Genomic DNA, 19,497 nt, shown 5'->3' with positions numbered 1-19,497 from the left:
TAACCAACCTGCTTTTCGCAAGTCATGAGGTAGAACATGAGCGACGACGATCTGGAAAACGACGACCTCGAAGTAGGCGACGAAGATGAGGCTGATGAGGGCCTCGAAGCCGCGGCTGACGACGGCGCCGAAGACGCTGGCGATGACGACAGCAGCCCGGCACCCACTGCCAAGGGCAAATCCAAGGCGGCTGTCTCGGTAGACGAGATGCCGAGCATGGAAGCCAAGCAGAAAGAGCGTGATGCCCTGGCCAAGGCGATGGAAGAATTCCTTTCTCGCGGTGGCAAGGTGCAGGAAGTCGAGGCCAACGTGGTCGCTGACCCGCCCAAGAAGCCGGACAACAAGTACGGCAGCCGCCCTATCTGAGTGGCTGATCGCAAAAAGCCCGCCGTCGCTGCGGGCTTTTTTGTGGGCGTCAGGAAATAAGAGATATTTCCCACAAGAAAGGAGGGCGCATCTGATGGATCTTATTTGCGCCGCCAGGCAAGCATCACGCTTCCATTTTGCAGAACCGCCTGGGTTCCCCTTGATAGCCATGATGATCATTTGGCATCGCGATCTGTCATTCATCGCTATGGCGAGTTACGGGCTATCGCGCAACGGTACTTCGAGGGGGAGGACAAGTGGCAGATCAGTGGAAAGTCTTGGCACTGGCAACCCGTCCTTCCTTTTGAAACCTATGAACACCGAGAAAAGAAATGATGTCCTCGGGACGAAAAGCAGAGGGTTGGGTATTGCGGTTTTGGGGAGGGCTGGATGTCCTTTATCTATTGCTCTACATCGTAGGTAGTATCGGCGTGGACATTTCCCGGTGGTTACGGACTTGCAGAACATGCTGGGCATTTGGAGCGAGCACTACAACCCGTGGTTGATGTTCGGTTTGATTGTGATTTCAGAGTTCATCAAAGGGGGCACGTTGATATGGTCCCCGCGTCGCCAAAGCATGCATCGAAGGTTTGCTGGAAGTTGAGCAAGGCTGCCCACCATCCCTGAAGCGTTTTGTGTGGCCTGTACCGGCCTATTCGCGGGTAAACCCGCTCCCACAGGGACCGCGCAGGGCCTGAGAGCAGCGGTGAGTCTGTGGGAGCGGGCATGCCCGCGAATGGGCCGCAAAGCGGCCCCTGTCAGCGCCAGCGCGCGAGGATGTCGGGCAACTGCGACAGGCGCTGGATCTCGGCATCAGGCGCCTGTTCGCCTAGCCACGCCTTGCCCTGCGGGTTGAACCACACCGCGCGCAGCCCGGCGCGCTGGGCGCCGGCAATGTCATCGCCTGGGTGATCACCGATGTGCACCGCCGCGCTGGCGTCCACATCGCCACGGCGCAGGGCTTCCAGGAACGGCGCCGGGTCTGGCTTGCCGATACCGAGGTCCTCAGCACACAGGGCAAAGCGGAAGTAGTCCGCCAGCCCAAGGCGGCTTACATCGGCATTGCCATTGGTGACTACACCCAGGGTGTAGCGATGGCGCAGGATCTCCAGCACCGGCTGCACCTCGGGGAAAATCTCCACCTGGTGGCGGGCGTGCAGGAACACTTCAAAACCTTCGTTGGCGAGTTCTTGCGCCTGTTTCTCGCTGTAACCGACTTCTTCAAGGGCATGGAACAGCACCCGCCGGCGCAGGGCGCTGATACGGTGCTTGAGGCCGGGCTCGGCCTGCACCAGGCGCTCCCGGATGGCGAACAGGTGCTCCACTGGCACGCCACCAAGGATCGGGGCGTTGGCTTCGAGCCAGTCGCGCAATACGACTTCCGCGCTGGCAATCACCGGCGCGGTGTCCCACAGGGTGTCGTCGAGGTCGAAGGTGATCAGCTTGATGCTCATGAGTCTGTGCCTTTGCTGCGTTTGGCCCGAGGGTGGGCGCTGTCGTACACCGCGGCCAGGTGCTGGAAGTCCAGGTGGGTGTAGATTTGCGTGGTGCTGATGTCGGCATGGCCGAGCATCTCTTGCACCGCACGCAGGTCCTGGGACGATTCCAGCACATGGCTGGCGAAGGAATGGCGAAGCATGTGTGGGTGCAGGTGCTGGCCCAGTTCGCGCTCGCCGGCCGCCTTAACCCGTTGCTGAACGGCCCTTGGGCTGATGCGGTTGCCTTGGCGGGTGATGAACACCGCGCGATCGCGCGGGTTGCCCGTGCCGCGCAGGCGGTACCAGGCCTGCAGCGCCTCGCGCGCCTTGCGGCCAACCGGCAGCACGCGCGCCTTGCCGCCCTTGCCCAGCACCTGCACCAGGCCGGCGGCGAGGTCGAGGTGATCGAGGTCGAGGTTGGTCAGTTCGGAAAGGCGCAAGCCGGACGAATAGAACAGTTCGAGGATGGCCTGGTCACGGCGTGCGATGAACTCGTCGTCGACGCCGCCATCGAGCAGCTGCAGGGCGCGGTCGGTGTCCAGTACCTTGGGCAGCCGGCGTTCGCCTTTGGGTGGGCTCAGGCCGCTGGCCGGGTCGTGCTGACACAGGCCTTCACGGTTGAGGTAGCGGTACAGGCCGCGCACCGCCGACAGTAACCGCGCCAGGCTGCGCGCCGACTGGCCATGGTGATGCTGGCGGGCGATCAGCTGGCGCAACTGCTGGATTTGCAGCGCCTGCCAGCCGGCGATGCCATGTTCGTTGCAGTAGGCGACGACCTTGGCGAGGTCGCGACGGTAGCCCAGCAGGGTGTGCTCGGACACCTGGCGCTCGTTGCGCAGGTGGGCGCAATAAGCCTCCAGCTGGCGTTCCATCAGCGTACCGAGCGTAGGGTCTGGGTAACGCGTGGCACAACACGGCCGAGTACTTCGGCGATGTAGCCGAGGAACAGGGTGCCGACGCTGCTTTTGTAGTGTTGCGGGTCACGGCTACCGATCGCCAGCACCCCATGCAGGCCCTGGTATTCCAAGGTAGCCACGGCGCTGGAGCCCACTTCCCGGCGTTGTTCTTCGCCGAACAGGAAGGCCAATTCGTGTTCGCGCAGGTTGCCACTGACCGTTTTGCCGCCGCCCAGCAGGGCGCCGATGGCTTGCTGGGCTTCGGCGTTGCTGACCCAGCGCCCAACCGGTGCGACGTTGTCGCCGAACAGAATCAGGCTGACGAAGGGCACCTGGAATTCCTGGCGCAGGCTGTCTTCGACCGCCATCACCACTTCTTCCAGGCTGCCGGCATCGAGCAGGTCGAGGATCAGCCGGCGGGTCTTGTCGAACAGCCGGTCGTTGTCACGCGCTACGTCCATCAATTGCGACAGGCGATGGCGCATCTCGATGTTGCGGTCGCGTAGCAGCTTGAGCTGGCGCTCCACCAACGACACGCTGTCGCCACGCTGGTGTGGGATGTGCTGTTCGACCAGCAGTTCGTCGTGCTCGGCAAAGAAGGTGGGGTGGGCGCGCAGGTAGGCGACTACCGCCTCGGCATCGAGGTCAGCGGACTGCTGGGGTACAACGTTGGGCTGATCGGTCATGGCGGTTACTCGTTTAGAGACGAACCTGTCCTTCGTAGACGCGTACGGCCGGGCCGGTCATCAGCACGGGCTTGCCGGGGCCGGCCCATTCGATGTGCAGGCGGCCACCGGGCAGGTCGAGGGACACCGGGGAGTCCATCCAGCCTTGGCTGATCGCTGCCACGGCGGCGGCGCAGGCGCCGGTGCCACAGGCCTGGGTTTCGCCGGCGCCGCGTTCCCACACGCGCAGGTTGGCGCGGTGGCGGTCGATGACCTGCAGGAAGCCGGCATTCACCCGCTGCGGGAAGCGTGGGTGGTTTTCGATTTTCGGGCCCAGCTCATGCACGGGGGCGCTACGCACGTCGTCGACACGCAGCACGGCATGCGGGTTACCCATGGACAAGGCGGCAATCGAATGCACTTGGCCGTCGACTTCCAGGGGGTAGCTCAGCGCCTGCTCGGCGGCGACGAAGGGGATATCGGCAGGGATGAAGCGCGGTGGGCCCATGTCGACACTGATCTGGCCGTCGTTCTGCACGTCCAGCTCGATGATACCGCTCTTGGTTTCCACGCGGATGCGCTTTTTCGCGGTCAGGCGCTTGTCCAGTACGAAGCGGGCGAAGCAGCGCGCACCGTTGCCGCATTGCTCGACCTCGGAACCGTCGGCATTGAAGATGCGATAGCGGAAGTCCACTTCTGGGTTGTTCGGCGCCTCGACGATCAGCAACTGGTCGAAGCCAATGCCAGTGTGGCGGTCACCCCATTGCTTGGCGTGCTTGGGCTGGATGTGCGCGTGCTGGCTGACCAGGTCGAGGACCATGAAGTCGTTGCCCAGCCCATGCATCTTGGTAAAACGCAGTAGCATGGGCTTACTCCGGCAGCAGGCTTTCGCCAGCGTACAGTTCGGCGATGGTCTCGCGGCGGCGTACTTCGAAGGCCTGGTCGCCGTCGACCAGGATTTCAGCGCAACGACCACGGGTGTTGTAGTTGGAACTCATGACAAAACCATAGGCGCCTGCGGACTGGACGGCCAGCAGGTCACCTTCGGCCAGGTTCAGCACGCGGTCCTTGGCGAGGAAGTCGCCGGTCTCGCAGATAGGGCCGACCAGGTCGTAGGCACGGCCTTCACCTTCACGCGGGGTGACCGCGCTGACGCCCATCCAGGCCTGGTACAGGGCCGGGCGGATCAGGTCGTTCATCGCCGCATCGATGATGGCGAAGTCTTTGTGTTCGGTGTGTTTGAGGTATTCCACGCGGGTTAGCAACACGCCAGCGTTAGCCACGATGTAGCGGCCTGGCTCGAACACCAGGGCCAGCTCACGGTCGCCGACGCGCTCGCGGATGGCCTTGATGTAGTCGGCCACCAGCGGCGGCTCCTCATCGCGATAACGCACGCCGACACCGCCACCCAGGTCGAGGTGGCGTAGGTAGATACCGCATTCGGCCAGGCGGTCGACCAGCACTAGCAGGCGGTCGAGGGCGTCGAGGAACGGCTCGACGGTGGTCAGTTGCGAACCGATGTGGCAGTCGACACCGACCACTTCCAGGTTTGGCAGCTGCGCGGCGCGCACGTAGATGGCCTCGGCGTCGGCGATGGCGATGCCGAACTTGTTTTCTTTAAGGCCTGTGGAGATGTACGGATGGGTGCCGGCGTCGACGTCCGGGTTGACCCGCAGCGACACCGGGGCAACCTTGCCCATCTCGGCGGCCACCACTTGCAGGCGCTCCAGCTCGTCGGTGGATTCGACATTGAAGCAGTGCACGCCGACTTCCAGGGCGCGGCGCATGTCGTCGCGGGTTTTGCCGACGCCGGAGAACACCACGCGGTCGGCACGGCCACCTGCGGCCAGCACGCGTTCCAGCTCACCGCCGGAGACAATATCGAAACCTGCGCCCAGGCGCGCCAGCACGTTCAGGACGGCCAAGTTGGAGTTGGCCTTGACCGCGAAGCACACCAAGTGCTCGGCGCCTTGCAGGGCGTCGGTGTAGCTGCGGTACTGGGCCTCGATATGGGCGCGCGAATACACGTAGGTGGGGGTGCCGTAGCGCTCGGCAATGGCCGACAGGGCTACGCCTTCCGCGAACAGCTCGCCGCCGCGGTAGTCGAAAGCGTTCATCTGAATTCCTTACTGCTCTGGCGTCTGCTCGGGCTGGATAGGCTGCTCTTCTTGCGGCTGTACGGCCGGAGCGTGCTGGTGCTGATGCGATTTGTGGCTGCCTTTGCCATCCTTGCCGTCTTCCGGAAGGTACAGAGGGCCTTTCTGACCGCAGGCCGATACGAGGCAGGCAACAGCGACCAGCGCCGCGAGCGAGGAAATCAGGCGCTTCATGGGTGAAATCCTTTGAAATATGCAGTATTGCGCCCGAGTATACCGAGCGACCGGCGGCTTGCCTATGCAAGGGCCGGTCCGCCGGGCGGGGGGCGAAAGCCGCAAGCTTCAAGGTTCAAGCGGCAAGAAAAAGCTGTCGGGTGTACGCTGAGCTTTTTCTAGTTGCTTGCAGCTTGGGGCTTGCAGCTTGCAGCTGGCGCTTTGCGCCCGTATCTTGCCCGGCTTGCCTGTAACGCAGCCAATTTTGAGGTTCCTGTAATGAGTTTGAGTGAAGCGCGTTTCCATGATCTGGTCGACGCGACCCAACAGGCCCTGGAAGACCTGTTCGACGAGAGCGGCATGGACCTGGACATGGAGAACTCCGCTGGCGTCCTCACTGTCAAGTTCGAAGGCGGCGCTCAGCTGATCTTCAGTCGCCAGGAGCCGCTGCGCCAGCTGTGGCTGGCCGACCGTTCCGGTGGCTTCCACTTCGACTACGACGAAGAAAGCGGCAAGTGGGTGTGCGAGAAGAGCGACGAGCTGCTGGGCGAAATGCTCGAACGTATCGTGTGGGAGCGAGCCGGCGAGAAGCTGGACTTCGACGAGATCTGACATGAGCAGCGCCCAGGCCCGGCCACCCAAACCGCTTTACAGCAACGTCAGCCCCGCCGTGCCATCGCCATGCATTAGCGTTTGCCGGCTGGACGACCAGCGCGTCTGCACCGGCTGCCACAGGCATGTAGAGCACATTCGCGAATGGCGTGCAGCCGATGACGAGCGGCGCCGGCAGATTTGCCGCGAAGCCCAGGCCCTGCGCGAGCAGCGCTAAGGCACACTGAGCGCAGGGGCTTGAGTATTTGCCCGGCTGTGGTAGTGTCGGGTTCTGCGTCGGTGACGCCATAGCCTTCTCAAACCCCGCCCTTGGGCGGGGTTTTGCTTTATTTGTACATTGAAAATTACCATTTCAAAGGAGCCTGACTGGACCATGAGCACCAAGCCTTCCCTCATCCTCACCCGATTGGACGTACAGCGTCTGGAGCGTCTGATCGACAGCCTCGACGAGAGTACGCCGGGTGTGCTCGCCCTGCAGGACGAGCTGGACCGCGCCGAGCAGGTGGTCGGTCACGAGGAAGTGCCGGCGGGTGTGGTGACCATGAACTCGCGCGTGCATTGCCGTGAGGAAGCCAGCGGCAAGGATTATCACCTGACCCTGGTGTACCCGAAGGATGCCGGGCCGGAAGGCAACGTCTCGATCCTGGCGCCGATTGGTTGTGCGTTGCTTGGGCTGTCGGTGGGCGAACAGATCGACTGGCCGGCACCGGGGGGCAAGACCCTCAAGTTGAAGCTGCTGGAAGTCGAGTACCAACCGGAAGCGGCGGGCGATTTCGACCTGTAACCCGGGGGCGGCTTGGCGGCCCTTGTGGGAGCGGGTTCACCCGCGAAGAAGGCAACGCGGTGTATGGCACCGGCTCCGCCGGTGTTCGCGGGTGAACCCGCTCCCACAGGTACCGCGCTGGCCTCTGGCCCTGGTTAATCCTTCGGAGCGGCCCCGGTCATTCGCTCAGAACCTGCTCCAACCCCTCATTCAGCGCCTGCTCAAGCTCCCGCTTGTAGCGCAGGTACACCTGCGTCGACCCCGACTGGTCATCCAGCATCTCGGACAAATCCAGGTCAGTGATGTAGCACCGGTAGTGCCTGTCACCGCGCCGCTGCCCAATGATCTGCCGAGCCACCACCGCATACAGCTGATCGCCATGCTCCAGCTCGGAAAACTCCTGGTGGTCGCAGTACAGCGTCACATGCGCAGCACCCGCCACCCCGGCCTGGATAATGGCCTGCACCTCGTAGTAAGCCTGGTCGCTGCCTTCGAACGGGGCCGGACGCGGCTCGGTGCTGCGCGCCTTGCCTGGGCCGGAAGGCAGCAGTTGTGTGTAGTGGATGTCCAGCGAAGCTGGCTGCAGGGTGTCCAGCGGCAGCCGGGCATCGCGGCGCATCACCACCGAATGCAGAAAGCGCTGTAGCGGCATCAGCAGGTGGGCTTCGTCGTGCAGCGGCAGGCGCTGTTGCCACAGGGCGTTGTATTCATCCAGTACATACAGCTCGGCCCAACTGCCTTGCAGGCGATAGAACACCTGGATGCACGCCGGCCGGCCTTGTTCCAGCACCAGGCGCAGGTCGTGGTCCAGCAGGGCGTTGGCATCCAGGTACAACGGGCTATAGGCGCTGCGTTCTTCGCCCAGGTAAGCCACTAGCGCCTCGTGCTCGGCCAAGCTTGTCAGGCCGACATGCCCGGGCAGAAGCTCCAGCACATGGGTGTGCTGGGCCACCTGCAGCAGGTAGCGATGGTTCAGGCCCTGGTCCAGCAGCAACTGCACGGTGTCGAAAATTTCCTCCACGCGCTGGCCGATGGCCTGGGCGCGGCTCTGGCAGAAGCAACGCACCCGTACCCTCGGCCGGTGGCCGCGCAGCACGGGGCTGTTAAGGAAGTCGCGCAGGCAGCGCACCAGCGCGTGCTCGCCGTCATAGCGCTGGACCAGCACCTCGTTCCAGCTGTTGAGGTTGACCTGGTCCAGGGTCAGCACCAGGTTCTCGCGTACGCCCGCATAGCTCAACGAGTCGGTGCGCTCGGTCGTCATCAGGATGTTCAGGTCACGGTGGTGGCGCAACGGGTCGATGGCGACGTTGACCAGCAGCAGCACTTCGTCGGCAACACTCGGTTGTAGCAGGCGCACTTCGCTGACGGTCGGCAAGGGCAGGGGGATGCTCTGTTGCAGGCAGCCCAGCAGGTTGAACAGTTCGAACTCACTGAGGTCACTGACGCCGGGGTGCAGTGCCAGCCGCGTGCTGTTGTCGATAACCCCATTGCGGTGGGCCCAGGTCAGCAGTTCGAGTAGCTCGCGGCAGCGTTTCAGTGGGCTGAAGTGCTCCACTTCATGGGGGCCCAGGTTGCCGGTGTACAGCTCCCACTGGTAGCTGCCGGGTTCCTTGCGATTGAACGCCTGGGCCAGGGTCAGGGTGCCTTCGGCCAAGTCTGGGGCGATGCCGGGGTTGATTACCTCGACCTTGCCGGCGCGGCGCTCGAAGGCCGCGTACAGGCGCCGGCCCAGCACATTGAGGTCGCGCTGGTCGGCGCGGCTGCTGGCGTTTTGGGTGCGGGCGAACTGGCTGAGGAAGCGATAACTGTGGTTCAACTCGGCCACCAGTTCGCGGCGCTCGACGGCAACTTGCTGCACTTTCCATTGGCTGCGGCTGTCCAGCAGCGCCAACTGGTGCTCGTCCCAGCCCCATTCGTCGGCCAGGCGCTGCAGCAGCCGGCGTTGCCAGCCATTGGCCCGGCTTGGGTCGCTGAGTTTCTTGTTCACCTTCAGGTACAGGCTGCGCCGTACCAGCTCCAGGCGCGCGGGTTCGCCCCGCTGCAGCAGGTAGCGTTCGATGCGCCGGTACACCATGACATAGGGGTCCAGCTCGTCGAGGTCGAGTTGGCCTGCGAATACTGCTTGTTTGTAGTCCAGGCTCAGGCAGCGCACGGCGGGGTGTTCACTGGCGTAGGCCTCGGTCAGCAGCAGCTTGAGCAGCGACTTGTAGGGCGAATCGATGCCTTTGAACAGTTGCCACAAACCGGCGCCGACGAACTCGCCGGGTGGAATGTGCGCCAGGTTGCCAAGGTCGAGGGCGTCCTGGCTACGGATGAAACGCTTGGCCAGCAGGGTCTGGGTGTACGCGTGGTACTGGTGTTCCTGGTAGACCGGCACCAGCCACCACAGGGGTGTGCGCCCTGCCAGCCAGATAGTGGTGCGGTAGAACTCGTCCAGCAGTAGGTAATGCTGGGTGGTGCCGCAATCGTCAGAGCCGAGTTGGCCTGCGCGTTGGCCTTGGGCGAAGCCTTGCGTGTCGATCAGAAAAAAATGCGCCTCGGCCCCCAGGCTGGCCGCCCAAACCTCCAACAGCTGGCACTTGCGGCGCAGTTCGTCGAGCAGTTGCTCGGGCAAGCCGGGTGCATGGCACACCCAAAGGTCCATGTCGCTGTGCTCAGCCTGGGCCAGCGAGCCCAAGCTACCCATCAGAAACAGGCCGTGGATCGGCCTAGGTGGGTTGCCGTGGCGGGCCTTATAGGTGAACGAACGGGCCAGGCGCTGGGCCTCCACCACCCGTTCGCTGCTCGGCTCGAAACCCGATACACCGGCAGGGGTACTGCCAGAAACGTAGCCCGGCAATAGCGGGTGGTTTACATGAAACAGCAGCGGTAGCAACGTCAGCACCTGTTGTTGGCGCGTCGACAGGCCCTCCAGCGCCCGTTGCAACCGGCCCTGGTTAAGCCGCAGGAAACGCGCACGCAATGTCGCCAGGACCTTGCGGTCGATGCCTTCGTCCAGGTCAGGGCGGATTTCGTGGGGGTGGTTCATTGCGCACTCGGGTGGGCCAGTGGAGCTGTGGCGAGTTTAGCCTGAGTGTTGCGGTCGGATAAGCGGTAATTGCGAGATTGGCGCCATTTTCCCAACGCGCCTTGGCGGCTGCTCCAGCTTTGGCGGCACTTGAGGCATGATGGGCGCATTGAATGGATGACGAGGTTTCCGATGCGTGTGTGGATCGATGCCGACGCCTGCCCCAAGGCGGCCAAGGATCTGATCGTCAAGTTCGCCCTCAAGCGCAAGTTCGAGGTGGTGATGGTGGCGGGCCAGGCGGTGGCCAAACCGGCGTTCGCGATCGTGCGCCTGATTGTGGTGCCCAGCGGCATGGACGCGGCCGACGATTACCTGGTGGAGCACGCTGTGCCCGGCGAGCTGGTGATCTGCAGTGATGTGCCGTTGGCCGATCGCCTGGTGAAAAAGGGTGTGGCGGCGCTGGACCCGCGCGGGCGCGAGTTCGACGCGCGCAACATGGGGGACCGGCTGGCGGCGCGCAACCTGTTTACCGAGCTGCGCGAGCAGGGCCAAGTGGGGGGAGGGCAGGCGCCGTATGGTGAGCGCGATAAACAGGCGTTTGCCAATGCGCTGGACCGGATCATTTCGCGCCTGTCCAAACCTTGAACTGCCTCAGCAGCAGACGCTCCCACATCGACCCCACCAGATTTTGGCGGTGATGTAGGGCTGAGGCTTATTCGTGCGTCAGCTCCAGCACCCGGTCGACCAGTTTATAGATGCCGCCAGCCGCTTCACTGATCGACTTGGCCTCCATGTACGCCGGGGTAGTCACCAGCTTGCGCTGAGGGTCTTCGACAATATCGTGCACATCGCACTCTTCATGGGTGCCACCCATTTTCTCCACGGCTGCCGCGGTGCCGGCGTCAGTACCAATGGTGCACACCACGCCTGGCCCGTAGATTTTCGCCGCCAGTGCTGGCGAGATGCAGATCAGGCCCACCGGCTTGCAGGCGTCGGCAAAGGCTTCGGCCAGGGCCAGCACGTCCGGGTTGACGCTGCAGTTGGCACCTTCCACGGCAAAGTTGGACAGGTTCTTCGCCGCCCCGAAACCGCCCGGCACGATCAGCGCATCGAAGTCTTCGGCCTTGGCTTCACGGATATCCTTGACCTCGCCGCGCGCAATGCGCGCCGATTCCACCAGGACATTGCGCGACTCGGGCATTTCCTCGCCGGTCAGGTGGTTGATCACATGCATCTGCGCAATGTTTGGCGCGAAGCACTGTACCTGCGCACCACGCTGGTCGAGGCGCAGCAGGGTGATCACGCTTTCGTGGATTTCGGCGCCGTCATACACGCCACAGCCGGAAAGAATCACCGCTACTTTTTTTGTCATGCTAGTTGCTCCAGTTTCGAGGCGTTAAATGTCCTCTAGTTTGGCAGATGTCGCCATAGGGATTGCCGCGGGTGCGGCCTAATCTTGGTGGATATTGCCTGAGGTCATGCCCATGGACCTGATACTGCTGGCCGTACCGTTCTTCTTTGTGCTGATTGGCGTGGAGCTGCTGGCCGACCGTGTGCGTGGCCAGCGCAACTTCACCTTGGCCGACTCGATCAACAGCCTGAGCACCGGCGCGCTGTCGACCAGCACCGGGCTGCTGACCAAAGGGGTTGGGCTGGTAACCTATACCTTGGCGTTCGAGCACCTGGCGCTGTTGCGCCTGCCGCCGCAGGCGTGGTGGGTGTGGGCGCTGGCCTTTGTGCTGTACGACTTCTGCTATTACTGGCTGCACCGCCTTGGCCACGAGCGCAACGTGTTGTGGGCCGCGCACTCGGTGCATCACCAGAGCGAGGAGTACAACCTCACCACCGCGCTGCGCCAGACCAGCAGCGGGTTCATTTTCTCGTGGCTGTTTTACTTGCCGCTGGCACTGCTGGGCGTGCCGCCACTGGTATTCATCACAGTGGCATCGCTCAACCTGCTTTACCAATTCTGGGTGCATACCCGGCACATCCCCAAGCTGGGCTGGCTCGAGTGGGTGTTGATCACGCCATCCAACCATCGCGTCCACCATGCGCAAAATCCTGCCTACTTGGATCGCAACTACGGCGGCGTGTTCATTCTCTGGGACTGCCTGTTCGGCACTTTTAAAGAAGAAGACCCAGCCGAGCCGGTGGTGTTCGGCGTGACCACACCGTTAGCCAGTTGGAACCCGCTGTGGGCCAACCTGCAGTTTTATGCCCAGCTCTGGCACGATGCCCGGCGTGCCACCAGCCTGTGGGACAAGCTGCGCATTTGGTTCATGCCCACGGGCTGGCGCCCAGCCGATGTGGCAGCACGCTACCCGCAGGCCAAGCAGGACCTGGCGCTGTTTCGCAAGTTCGAGGTTGCCCTGGGCCGCGCGCAGCAGGTTTACGTGGCGGCGCAATTCGTGGTTTACGTGGCACTGGGCAGCTATTTGATGGACGTGGCCGAGCGTGTGCCAACAGCTGCGTTGGTGCTCGGTTGGTCGCTGATGGCATTTGGTTTGTTGGTACTGGGGGCGTTGCTGGAGAATCGGCCCTGGGCCGCGCGCTTGGAGCTGGCGCGGCTGCTGTTGAATGCACCGGCACTGTACCTGGCCGGCGCACTGGGCTTAGTGACGGTCGCGGCGCTGGCCTGGTTCCTGCTCGTGGCTTACAGCCTGCTCAGCCTCTTGGGCCTGAGCCTGGTCCGCCGCCTTGCGCTCCGCGCGCAGGGTACGGAAGCGCCGCCGCAGCCACAGCAGGCCGCCCAGCGCCAACAGGCCGCCGAGCACCCATAGCTCGTAACGCTTCACGTTGCCCAGCAGGCCTTCGAGAATGGCGCCGAAGTGGTACGCGGCCGCGCCCAGGGCGACAGCCCAGACGGCTGCGCCGATACCGTTCAGCAACAAGTAGCGGCGTGGCGGATAGCCCGACAGGCCGATGGCGACTGGCATGACCGTGCGCAGGCCATAGACGAAACGGAAACTCAGCACCCAGATATCAGGGTGGCGACGGATGTGGTCCAGCGCCCGGTCACCCATCGCTTGCCAGCGTGGCCTGCGTGCGAGGATCTTGCGCCCATGGCGGCGCCCCATGAAGTACCACAGCTGGTCGCCAGCGTAGCTGCCTAGAAATGCCACCAGGCATACCAGCTTGATGTCCATGTAACCGCGAAACGCAAGGAAACCCGCAAGCACCAGGATGGTCTCGCCTTCAAAGAAGGTGCCTAGAAAAAGGGCAAAGTAGCCGAAATCCTGCAGGAATTGTTGAAGCATTTTCTGAGGTGCTGGCGAAATGAACGCGCAGCCTACCCCTTCGCGCGCATTCGGGAAAGTGTCCAAATGTGTCTCGACGTGAACAATTCCTACGCGGACAATGCCGGAAGGCACGCGCCATAGCTTGCCCCTGCGTGTAACACAGGCGTCATAATGGGCGCTTATCTTGCCGCTCAATAGATGATAGGGCGTTAACGTCCTCAGGAACGCCAGATGAATAATGAAGTGCTAACACCTGTCGCGATCAAGGATGCTCAGGAACTCCCCGAGGAGATGGTACAGACCCCGCCAGACTTGCCGCCGGCACCCCTGCCTGCCGCGGAGCCGGTGGTCGAGCCTGTGGCTCCGGCGCCTGCGCCGGCCCCGGCTATCGCCGTCCCCGGCCTGGACGACAGCAGCCTGTACATTCATCGCGAACTCTCGCAGCTGCAGTTCAACATCCGTGTGCTGGAACAGGCACTGGACGAGAGCTACCCGCTGCTTGAACGTCTCAAGTTCCTGTTGATCTTCTCCAGCAACCTCGACGAGTTCTTCGAGATCCGCGTAGCCGGCCTGAAGAAGCAGATCAATTTCGCCCGTGAACAGGCCGGTGCCGACGGCCTGCAGCCGCACCAGGCGCTGGCGCGCATCAGCGAACTGGTGCACACCGAAGTGGAGCGCCAGTACGCGATCCTCAACGACGTGCTGCTGCCAGAGCTGGAAAAGCACCGCATCCGCTTTATCCGCCGCCGTCACTGGACGCCCAAGCTCAAGACCTGGGTGCGCCGCTACTTCCGCGACGAAATCGCCCCGATCATCACCCCGATCGGCCTCGACCCGACCCACCCGTTCCCGCTGCTGGTGAACAAGAGCCTCAACTTCATCGTCGAGCTCGAGGGTGTCGACGCCTTTGGCCGTGACTCTGGCCTGGCGATCATCCCGGCCCCGCGCCTACTGCCGCGCGTTATCCGCGTACCGGAAGAAGTGGGTGGCCCGGGTGCTAACTACGTGTTCCTGTCGTCGATGATCCACGCACACGCCGACGACCTGTTCCAGGGCATGAAGGTAAAGGGCTGTTACCAGTTCCGCCTTACCCGTAACGCTGACCTGGCGCTGGACTCCGAAGAGGTCGACGACCTGGCCCGGGCTCTGCGCGGTGAGTTGTTCTCACGCCGCTACGGCGACGCCGTGCGCCTGGAAGTGGCCGACACCTGCCCGAAACACCTGTCGGACTACCTGCTCAAGCAGTTCAGCCTCAGCGAAAGCGAGTTGTACCAGGTCAATGGCCCGGTCAACCTCACCCGCCTGTTCAGCATCACCGGCCTGGACAGCCACCCCGAGCTGCAATACACGCCGTTCACCCCGGCCATCCCCAAGCTGCTGGTGAACGCCGACAACATCTTCAGTGTGATCAGCAAGCAGGACATCCTGCTGATGCACCCGTTCGAGTCTTTCACGCCAGTGGTCGACCTGCTGCGCCAGGCCGCCAAAGACCCGCATGTACTTGCCGTGCGCCAGACCTTGTACCGCTCCGGGGCCAACTCGGAAATCGTCGATGCCCTGGTGGACGCGGCGCGTAACGGCAAGGAGGTCACTGCGGTGATCGAGCTGCGTGCACGCTTTGACGAAGAGTCCAACCTGCAGATGGCCAGCCGCCTGCAAGCCGCTGGTGCGGTAGTGATCTACGGCGTGGTCGGCTTCAAGACCCACGCCAAGATGATGCTGATCCTGCGCCGCGAGCAGGGCGAGATCGTGCGCTATGCGCACCTAGGCACGGGTAACTACCACGCGGGTAACGCTCGCCTGTACACCGACTACAGCCTGCTGACCTCCGACGACGCCCTCACCGAGGATGTCGGCAAGCTGTTCAGCCAGCTGATCGGCATGGGCAAGACCCTGCGCATGAAAAAGTTACTGCACGCGCCGTTCACCCTGAAGAAGGGCATGCTCGACATGATCGCGCGGGAAACCCAGTTCGCCCTCGAAGGCAAGCCGGCGCACATCATCGCCAAGTTCAACTCGCTGACCGACGCCAAGGTTATCAAGGCGCTGTACAAGGCCAGCCAGTCGGGCGTGAAAATCGACCTGGTAGTGCGTGGCATGTGCTGCCTGCGCCCAGGTATTCCGGGGGTTTCACACAACATCCAGGTGCGTTCGATCATCGGCCGCTTCCTTGAACACACGCGGGTGTTCTACTTCCTCAATGGCGGCGAAGAGCAGATCTACCTGTCCAGTGCCGACTGGATGGAACGCAACCTCGACAAGCGCGTCGAGACCTGCTTCCCGGTAGAAGGCAAAAAACTGTTGCTGCGGGTAAAGAAAGAGCTGGAAAGCTACCTGACCGACAACACCCACGCCTGGACCCTGCAGCCAGACGGGCGGTATGTGCGTAGCACGCCGACCGGCAACCAGAACCCGCGCAGTGCCCAGGCGACCCTGCTGGAGCGCCTGAGCAACCCGGTCCTCAACGTACGCTGAGGACGAAGCCGACCCGGGCCAGCCACTCCGCCTCGTTGGCGAAGTCGGCCTGGGTCAGCTGGTTCTGCTCCAGCCAGCCCTCAGGAAACGCCACATCGAGGCTGTGATCGGCAGCCTTCAGTTCTACCTTCGGCATTTGCTGGTTGCCACGGATGTGGTGGAACAGGATGGCAAAGCGCAGCAGTACGCACAGGCGCATCAGCTTGACCCCTTCCTCACCCAGTTCGGCGTACTTGTCCTTGGGGATGTTGCGGCGGTGGCCGCGCACCAGCAAGGCCATCATCTGCTGGTCCTCGCGGGAGAAGCCCGACAGGTCGGAGTGCTCGATCAGGTAGGCGCCGTGCTTGTGGTAGTGGTAGTGGGCGATATCCAGGCCGATTTCGTGCACCTTCGCCGCCCAGCCCAGCAGATCGCGCCAGTTACCGTCTTTCAGGTCCCATGCGTCGGCCACTTGGTCAAAGGCGTGCAGTGCCTTGCGCTCGACCCGTGCGGCCTGGCCGTGGTCCACGTGGTAGCGCTCCATCAGCGAATTCAGGGTGCGTTCGCGCACGTCCTCGTGGTGGTGGCGGCCCAGCAGGTCGAACAGCACACCTTCGCGCAGGGCGCCGTCGCAGTGGTCCATGCGCTGCAGTTCCAGGGCATCGAAGATTGCTTCGAGAATTGCCAGGCCCGCCGGGAAGATGGTACGGCGGTCGGGTTTGATGCCGTCGAAGTCGATCTTGTCGACCTCGCCCAGTTTGAACAGTTTGCGCTTGACCCACGCCAGGCCTTCGGCGTTGACCTCGCCATTACCCAGGCCGCCGGCCTTGATGGCCGCGCCAATGGCGCGGATGGTGCCGGACGAGCCGATGGCTTCATCCCAGGTCAGGCGGTGCAGGGCATTTTCGATGCTCATCAGCTCCAGGCGCGCAGCGGTGTAGGCCTGGGCGTAGCGGGCTGGGGTGATCTTGCCATCGCGGAAGTAGCGCTGGGTGAAGCTGACGCAGCCCATCTGCAAGCTTTCGCGCAACAGCGGCTCGAAGCGTTGGCCAATAATGAACTCGGTACTGCCGCCGCCGATGTCGGCGACCAGGCGCTTGCCGGCGGTGTCGGCCAGGGTGTGCGACACGCCCAGGTAGATCAGGCGGGCTTCTTCACGGCCGGAGATCACCTCCACCGGGTGGCCAAGGATGGCTTCGGCGCGCTGGATGAATTCGTTGCGGTTGCGCGCCTCACGCAGGGCGTTGGTGCCGACGATGCGCACGGCGCCAGCAGGCATGCCGTTGATCAGCTGGGAAAAGCGCTTGAGGCAGTCCAAGCCTCGTTCCATGGCTTCTTCGCTGAGCATGCGCTCTTCGTCGATGCCGGCGGCCAGCTGAACCTTCTCGCCGAGCCGCTCGAGGATGCGGATTTCGGTATGGTGGGCCTTGGCCACGACCATGTGGAAACTGTTGGAGCCAAGGTCGATGGCGGCGATCAGAGACAGGTTCTTCGCGATGGTATGCGGCATTCTGTGTGTTCTCGGTCGTTAACCCGGCAATCGTGCCACGATACTTGGCTGTCGCCAACGAGCGTCACGCCGGGCTTTGATGCAAGGCAATGTGCCACTCGATGCTATGACACTTGTGTGACAGTTTCGATTCGCGGCGTCTTGCACAACTATAGTTACACTCAATCGTCCGCGGCTTCCTGTAGGAGACCGGTGCGGCTATGATGGGCAACGTTTTTTATTGCTTACGACCTTGGAGATTTCCATGAGCGACAAAATCAAACACGTCACCGACGCCAGCTTCGAAGCCGAAGTACTGCAGGCTCAAGGCCCGGTACTGGTTGACTACTGGGCTGAATGGTGCGGCCCATGCAAGATGATCGCTCCGGTTCTGGACGACATCGCTGCTACCTACGAGGGCAAACTGACCGTCGCCAAGCTGAACATCGACGAGAACCAGGAAACCCCGGCCAAGCACGGCGTGCGTGGTATCCCGACGCTGATGCTGTTCAAGAACGGCAACGTCGAAGCCACCAAGGTCGGCGCCCTGTCCAAATCGCAGCTGGCCGCGTTCCTCGACGCTCACCTGTGATACGAAAAGCCCCGCTGATGCGGGGTTTTTTTTGGCCCCAAGGTGCTGTCGGGCCGGGTTTGGTTGCCGATTCGATGGTAAACCCACGGCCGCCTTTGCGGGTAAACCGGTGCTCACAAGGCACAATTTACCCCGTCAAAACCACTAGACGCAGAAAAAAGCAAGTGTTACATTCGGCCTCGCACTGCTTCTCCAGTGCCCTCTACATGCCGTCGCCGAAGCATCCCTAATTCGAATCAGTACGCGATCTTGTCGCCATCTAGCGGCGCGGCCTCATTAAGCCAGAGCTTAATTCTCCCTTCTTACATGATTACGTCACTCCCCTTATGAACCTGACTGAACTCAAGCAAAAGCCGATTACCGATCTTTTGGAAATGGCCGAACAGATGGGCATCGAAAACATGGCCCGTTCGCGCAAACAGGACGTTATTTTCGCCCTGCTGAAGAAGCACGCGAAAAGCGGCGAAGAGATCTCGGGTGACGGCGTGCTGGAGATTCTCCAGGATGGTTTCGGTTTCCTGCGTTCGGCTGATGCGTCCTACCTGGCCGGCCCTGACGATATCTACGTCTCGCCCAGCCAAATCCGCCGTTTCAACCTGCGTACCGGCGACACCATCGTCGGCAAGATCCGCCCACCGAAGGAAGGGGAGCGTTACTTCGCCCTGCTGAAGGTCGATACCATCAACTTCGACCGCCCAGAAAACGCGAAGAACAAGATCCTGTTCGAAAACCTGACGCCGCTGTTCCCCAACAAGCGCCTGAAGATGGAAGCCGGTAACGGCTCCACCGAAGACCTGACCGGCCGCGTCATCGACCTGTGCGCCCCGATCGGCAAAGGCCAGCGTGGCCTGATCGTCGCCCCGCCGAAAGCGGGTAAAACGATCATGCTGCAGAACATCGCGGCCAACATTACCCGTAACAACCCCGAGTGCCACCTGATCGTCCTGCTGATCGACGAGCGCCCGGAAGAAGTGACCGAAATGCAGCGCACCGTGCGCGGCGAAGTGGTTGCTTCCACCTTCGACGAGCCACCAACCCGCCACGTGCAGGTTGCCGAGATGGTGATCGAGAAGGCCAAGCGCCTGGTCGAGCACAAGAAGGACGTGGTCATCCTGCTGGACTCCATCACCCGTCTGGCGCGTGCCTACAACACCGTGATCCCTAGTTCCGGCAAAGTGCTGACCGGTGGTGTCGACGCCCACGCTCTGGAGAAGCCAAAGCGCTTCTTCGGTGCCGCGCGTAACATCGAAGAAGGCGGTTCGCTGACCATCATCGCCACCGCGCTGGTCGAAACCGGCTCGAAGATGGACGAAGTGATCTACGAAGAGTTCAAGGGCACCGGTAACATGGAGCTGCCGCTGGACCGCCGTATCGCCGAGAAGCGTGTGTTCCCGGCCATCAACATCAACCGTTCCGGTACCCGCCGCGAAGAGCTGCTGACCGCCGACGACGAACTGCAGCGCATGTGGATCCTGCGCAAGCTGCTGCACCCGATGGACGAAATTGCTGCCATCGAATTCCTGGTCGACAAGCTTAAACAGACCAAGACCAACGACGAGTTCTTCCTGTCGATGAAGCGCAAGTAAGCGTTTCAGGCTGGGATTGATTGGGGCTGCTTCGCGCCCCT

The 19,497-nt window shown here is 62.5% G+C and carries 17 protein-coding genes and 2 pseudogenes; 9 read left to right on the top strand and 10 right to left on the bottom strand.

From position 1 onward, the window contains the following. The first annotated feature begins 36 nt into the window (after positions 1-36). A complete protein-coding gene (sutA, locus tag DV532_RS24330; RefSeq protein WP_056794110.1) occupies positions 37-366 on the top strand; it encodes a transcriptional regulator SutA in 330 nt (109 codons plus the stop codon). 758 nt (positions 367-1,124) lie between these two features. Here the strand turns inward: sutA and DV532_RS24320 are convergent. The 6 genes from DV532_RS24320 to DV532_RS24295 are packed head-to-tail and all read right to left on the bottom strand — an operon-like array spanning position 1,125 to position 5,735. Next, on the bottom strand, positions 1,125-1,820 hold the full coding sequence (locus DV532_RS24320) for an HAD family hydrolase (protein ID WP_056794112.1): 696 nt from the start codon (positions 1,818-1,820) through the stop codon (positions 1,125-1,127). Next, positions 1,817-2,716 carry a tyrosine recombinase XerC gene (gene xerC / locus DV532_RS24315; protein WP_056794114.1) on the bottom strand — a complete coding sequence of 300 codons (900 nt, stop codon included), beginning with the start codon at positions 2,714-2,716 and terminating at the stop codon, positions 1,817-1,819. The genes DV532_RS24320 and xerC overlap by 4 nt, the downstream gene beginning before the upstream one ends. After that, positions 2,716-3,426 (bottom strand): DUF484 family protein, encoded by a 711-nt coding sequence (locus DV532_RS24310; RefSeq protein WP_056794115.1) that lies wholly within the window; start codon positions 3,424-3,426, stop codon positions 2,716-2,718. The genes xerC and DV532_RS24310 overlap by 1 nt, the downstream gene beginning before the upstream one ends. A gap of 13 nt (positions 3,427-3,439) precedes the next feature. Then, positions 3,440-4,270 (bottom strand): diaminopimelate epimerase, encoded by an 831-nt coding sequence (gene dapF / locus DV532_RS24305; RefSeq protein WP_056794117.1) that lies wholly within the window; start codon positions 4,268-4,270, stop codon positions 3,440-3,442. Between the two features lie 4 nt (positions 4,271-4,274). After that, complete coding sequence (lysA, locus tag DV532_RS24300; RefSeq protein WP_056794118.1) at positions 4,275-5,522, bottom strand: diaminopimelate decarboxylase; 1,248 nt, start codon at positions 5,520-5,522, stop codon at positions 4,275-4,277. A gap of 9 nt (positions 5,523-5,531) precedes the next feature. Next, positions 5,532-5,735 carry a lipoprotein gene (locus DV532_RS24295; protein ID WP_056794120.1) on the bottom strand — a complete coding sequence of 68 codons (204 nt, stop codon included), beginning with the start codon at positions 5,733-5,735 and terminating at the stop codon, positions 5,532-5,534. A gap of 258 nt (positions 5,736-5,993) precedes the next feature. On the opposite strand from DV532_RS24295, the gene cyaY reads away from it, so the two are divergent. From cyaY to rnk, 3 genes and pseudogenes are all read left to right on the top strand, one after another. After that, positions 5,994-6,326: an iron donor protein CyaY gene (cyaY, locus tag DV532_RS24290; RefSeq protein WP_056794122.1), complete on the top strand. Its 333-nt coding sequence runs from the start codon at positions 5,994-5,996 to the stop codon at positions 6,324-6,326. Between the two features lies 1 nt (position 6,327). After that, positions 6,328-6,553, top strand: a pseudogene (locus DV532_RS24285) (DUF1289 domain-containing protein). Between the two features lie 146 nt (positions 6,554-6,699). Continuing rightward, a complete protein-coding gene (gene rnk / locus DV532_RS24280) occupies positions 6,700-7,110 on the top strand; it encodes a nucleoside diphosphate kinase regulator (RefSeq protein WP_056794125.1) in 411 nt (136 codons plus the stop codon). A 157-nt stretch (positions 7,111-7,267) separates the two neighbouring features. Here the strand turns inward: rnk and DV532_RS24275 are convergent, their stop codons facing one another. Then, positions 7,268-10,117, bottom strand: coding sequence for a class I adenylate cyclase (locus DV532_RS24275; protein WP_056794127.1), 2,850 nt, complete (start codon positions 10,115-10,117; stop codon positions 7,268-7,270). A gap of 171 nt (positions 10,118-10,288) precedes the next feature. Here DV532_RS24275 and DV532_RS24270 point away from each other — a divergent pair, with 171 nt between their 5' ends. Then, positions 10,289-10,741: a YaiI/YqxD family protein gene (locus DV532_RS24270; RefSeq protein WP_056794128.1), complete on the top strand. Its 453-nt coding sequence runs from the start codon at positions 10,289-10,291 to the stop codon at positions 10,739-10,741. 67 nt (positions 10,742-10,808) lie between these two features. Here DV532_RS24270 and elbB read toward each other — a convergent pair whose 3' ends face one another. Continuing rightward, positions 10,809-11,468, bottom strand: a complete 660-nt coding sequence (gene elbB / locus DV532_RS24265) for an isoprenoid biosynthesis glyoxalase ElbB (protein ID WP_056794130.1) — start codon at positions 11,466-11,468, stop codon at positions 10,809-10,811. Positions 11,469-11,574: 106 nt separating this feature from the next. On the opposite strand from elbB, the pseudogene DV532_RS31000 reads away from it, so the two are divergent. Beyond that, positions 11,575-12,207, top strand: a pseudogene (locus DV532_RS31000) (sterol desaturase family protein); the annotation flags it as partial. A 501-nt stretch (positions 12,208-12,708) separates the two neighbouring features. Here DV532_RS31000 and DV532_RS24255 read toward each other — a convergent pair. Continuing rightward, positions 12,709-13,353 (bottom strand): DedA family protein, encoded by a 645-nt coding sequence (locus DV532_RS24255; RefSeq protein ID WP_082476727.1) that lies wholly within the window; start codon positions 13,351-13,353, stop codon positions 12,709-12,711. 213 nt (positions 13,354-13,566) lie between these two features. Here DV532_RS24255 and ppk1 point away from each other — a divergent pair, with 213 nt between their 5' ends. Next, the gene (gene ppk1 / locus DV532_RS24250; protein ID WP_056794133.1) at positions 13,567-15,810 is read left to right on the top strand and encodes a polyphosphate kinase 1; all 2,244 of its coding nucleotides are present in this window, start codon (positions 13,567-13,569) and stop codon (positions 15,808-15,810) included. Here ppk1 and ppx read toward each other — a convergent pair. Further along, a complete protein-coding gene (gene ppx, locus DV532_RS24245; protein WP_056794135.1) occupies positions 15,797-17,299 on the bottom strand; it encodes an exopolyphosphatase in 1,503 nt (500 codons plus the stop codon). The genes ppk1 and ppx overlap by 14 nt on opposite strands. 244 nt (positions 17,300-17,543) lie before the next feature. Here ppx and trxA point away from each other — a divergent pair, with 244 nt between their 5' ends. Then, on the top strand, positions 17,544-17,870 hold the full coding sequence (gene trxA, locus DV532_RS24240; RefSeq protein WP_056794137.1) for a thioredoxin TrxA: 327 nt from the start codon (positions 17,544-17,546) through the stop codon (positions 17,868-17,870). Positions 17,871-18,196: 326 nt separating this feature from the next. Further along, the gene (gene rho, locus DV532_RS24235; RefSeq protein WP_003253661.1) at positions 18,197-19,456 is read left to right on the top strand and encodes a transcription termination factor Rho; all 1,260 of its coding nucleotides are present in this window, start codon (positions 18,197-18,199) and stop codon (positions 19,454-19,456) included. Positions 19,457-19,497 lie beyond the last annotated feature (41 nt).

It is taken from the genome of Pseudomonas sp. Leaf58 (genome assembly GCF_003627215.1).
Lineage (GTDB): Bacteria > Pseudomonadota > Gammaproteobacteria > Pseudomonadales > Pseudomonadaceae > Aquipseudomonas.
Note: the sequence above shows the minus strand (reverse complement) of the source record. Positions and strands in the feature narration are given on the sequence as shown.

What these genes read in the sequence shown, in the direction of transcription:
- elbB (WP_056794130.1), bottom strand. Translation starts at nt 11,468, where the DNA reads ATGACAAAAAAAGTAGCGGTGATTCTTTCCGGCTGTGGCGTGTATGAC.
- rnk (WP_056794125.1), top strand. Translation starts at nt 6,700, where the DNA reads ATGAGCACCAAGCCTTCCCTCATCCTCACCCGATTGGACGTACAGCGT.
- DV532_RS24270 (WP_056794128.1), top strand. Translation starts at nt 10,289, where the DNA reads ATGCGTGTGTGGATCGATGCCGACGCCTGCCCCAAGGCGGCCAAGGAT.
- dapF (WP_056794117.1), bottom strand. Translation starts at nt 4,270, where the DNA reads ATGCTACTGCGTTTTACCAAGATGCATGGGCTGGGCAACGACTTCATG.
- ppk1 (WP_056794133.1), top strand. Translation starts at nt 13,567, where the DNA reads ATGAATAATGAAGTGCTAACACCTGTCGCGATCAAGGATGCTCAGGAA.
- xerC (WP_056794114.1), bottom strand. Translation starts at nt 2,716, where the DNA reads ATGGAACGCCAGCTGGAGGCTTATTGCGCCCACCTGCGCAACGAGCGC.
- DV532_RS24295 (WP_056794120.1), bottom strand. Translation starts at nt 5,735, where the DNA reads ATGAAGCGCCTGATTTCCTCGCTCGCGGCGCTGGTCGCTGTTGCCTGC.
- trxA (WP_056794137.1), top strand. Translation starts at nt 17,544, where the DNA reads ATGAGCGACAAAATCAAACACGTCACCGACGCCAGCTTCGAAGCCGAA.
- sutA (WP_056794110.1), top strand. Translation starts at nt 37, where the DNA reads ATGAGCGACGACGATCTGGAAAACGACGACCTCGAAGTAGGCGACGAA.
- cyaY (WP_056794122.1), top strand. Translation starts at nt 5,994, where the DNA reads ATGAGTTTGAGTGAAGCGCGTTTCCATGATCTGGTCGACGCGACCCAA.
- DV532_RS24275 (WP_056794127.1), bottom strand. Translation starts at nt 10,117, where the DNA reads ATGAACCACCCCCACGAAATCCGCCCTGACCTGGACGAAGGCATCGAC.
- lysA (WP_056794118.1), bottom strand. Translation starts at nt 5,522, where the DNA reads ATGAACGCTTTCGACTACCGCGGCGGCGAGCTGTTCGCGGAAGGCGTA.
- DV532_RS24320 (WP_056794112.1), bottom strand. Translation starts at nt 1,820, where the DNA reads ATGAGCATCAAGCTGATCACCTTCGACCTCGACGACACCCTGTGGGAC.
- rho (WP_003253661.1), top strand. Translation starts at nt 18,197, where the DNA reads ATGAACCTGACTGAACTCAAGCAAAAGCCGATTACCGATCTTTTGGAA.
- DV532_RS24310 (WP_056794115.1), bottom strand. Translation starts at nt 3,426, where the DNA reads ATGACCGATCAGCCCAACGTTGTACCCCAGCAGTCCGCTGACCTCGAT.
- ppx (WP_056794135.1), bottom strand. Translation starts at nt 17,299, where the DNA reads ATGCCGCATACCATCGCGAAGAACCTGTCTCTGATCGCCGCCATCGAC.
- DV532_RS24255 (WP_082476727.1), bottom strand. Translation starts at nt 13,353, where the DNA reads ATGCTTCAACAATTCCTGCAGGATTTCGGCTACTTTGCCCTTTTTCTA.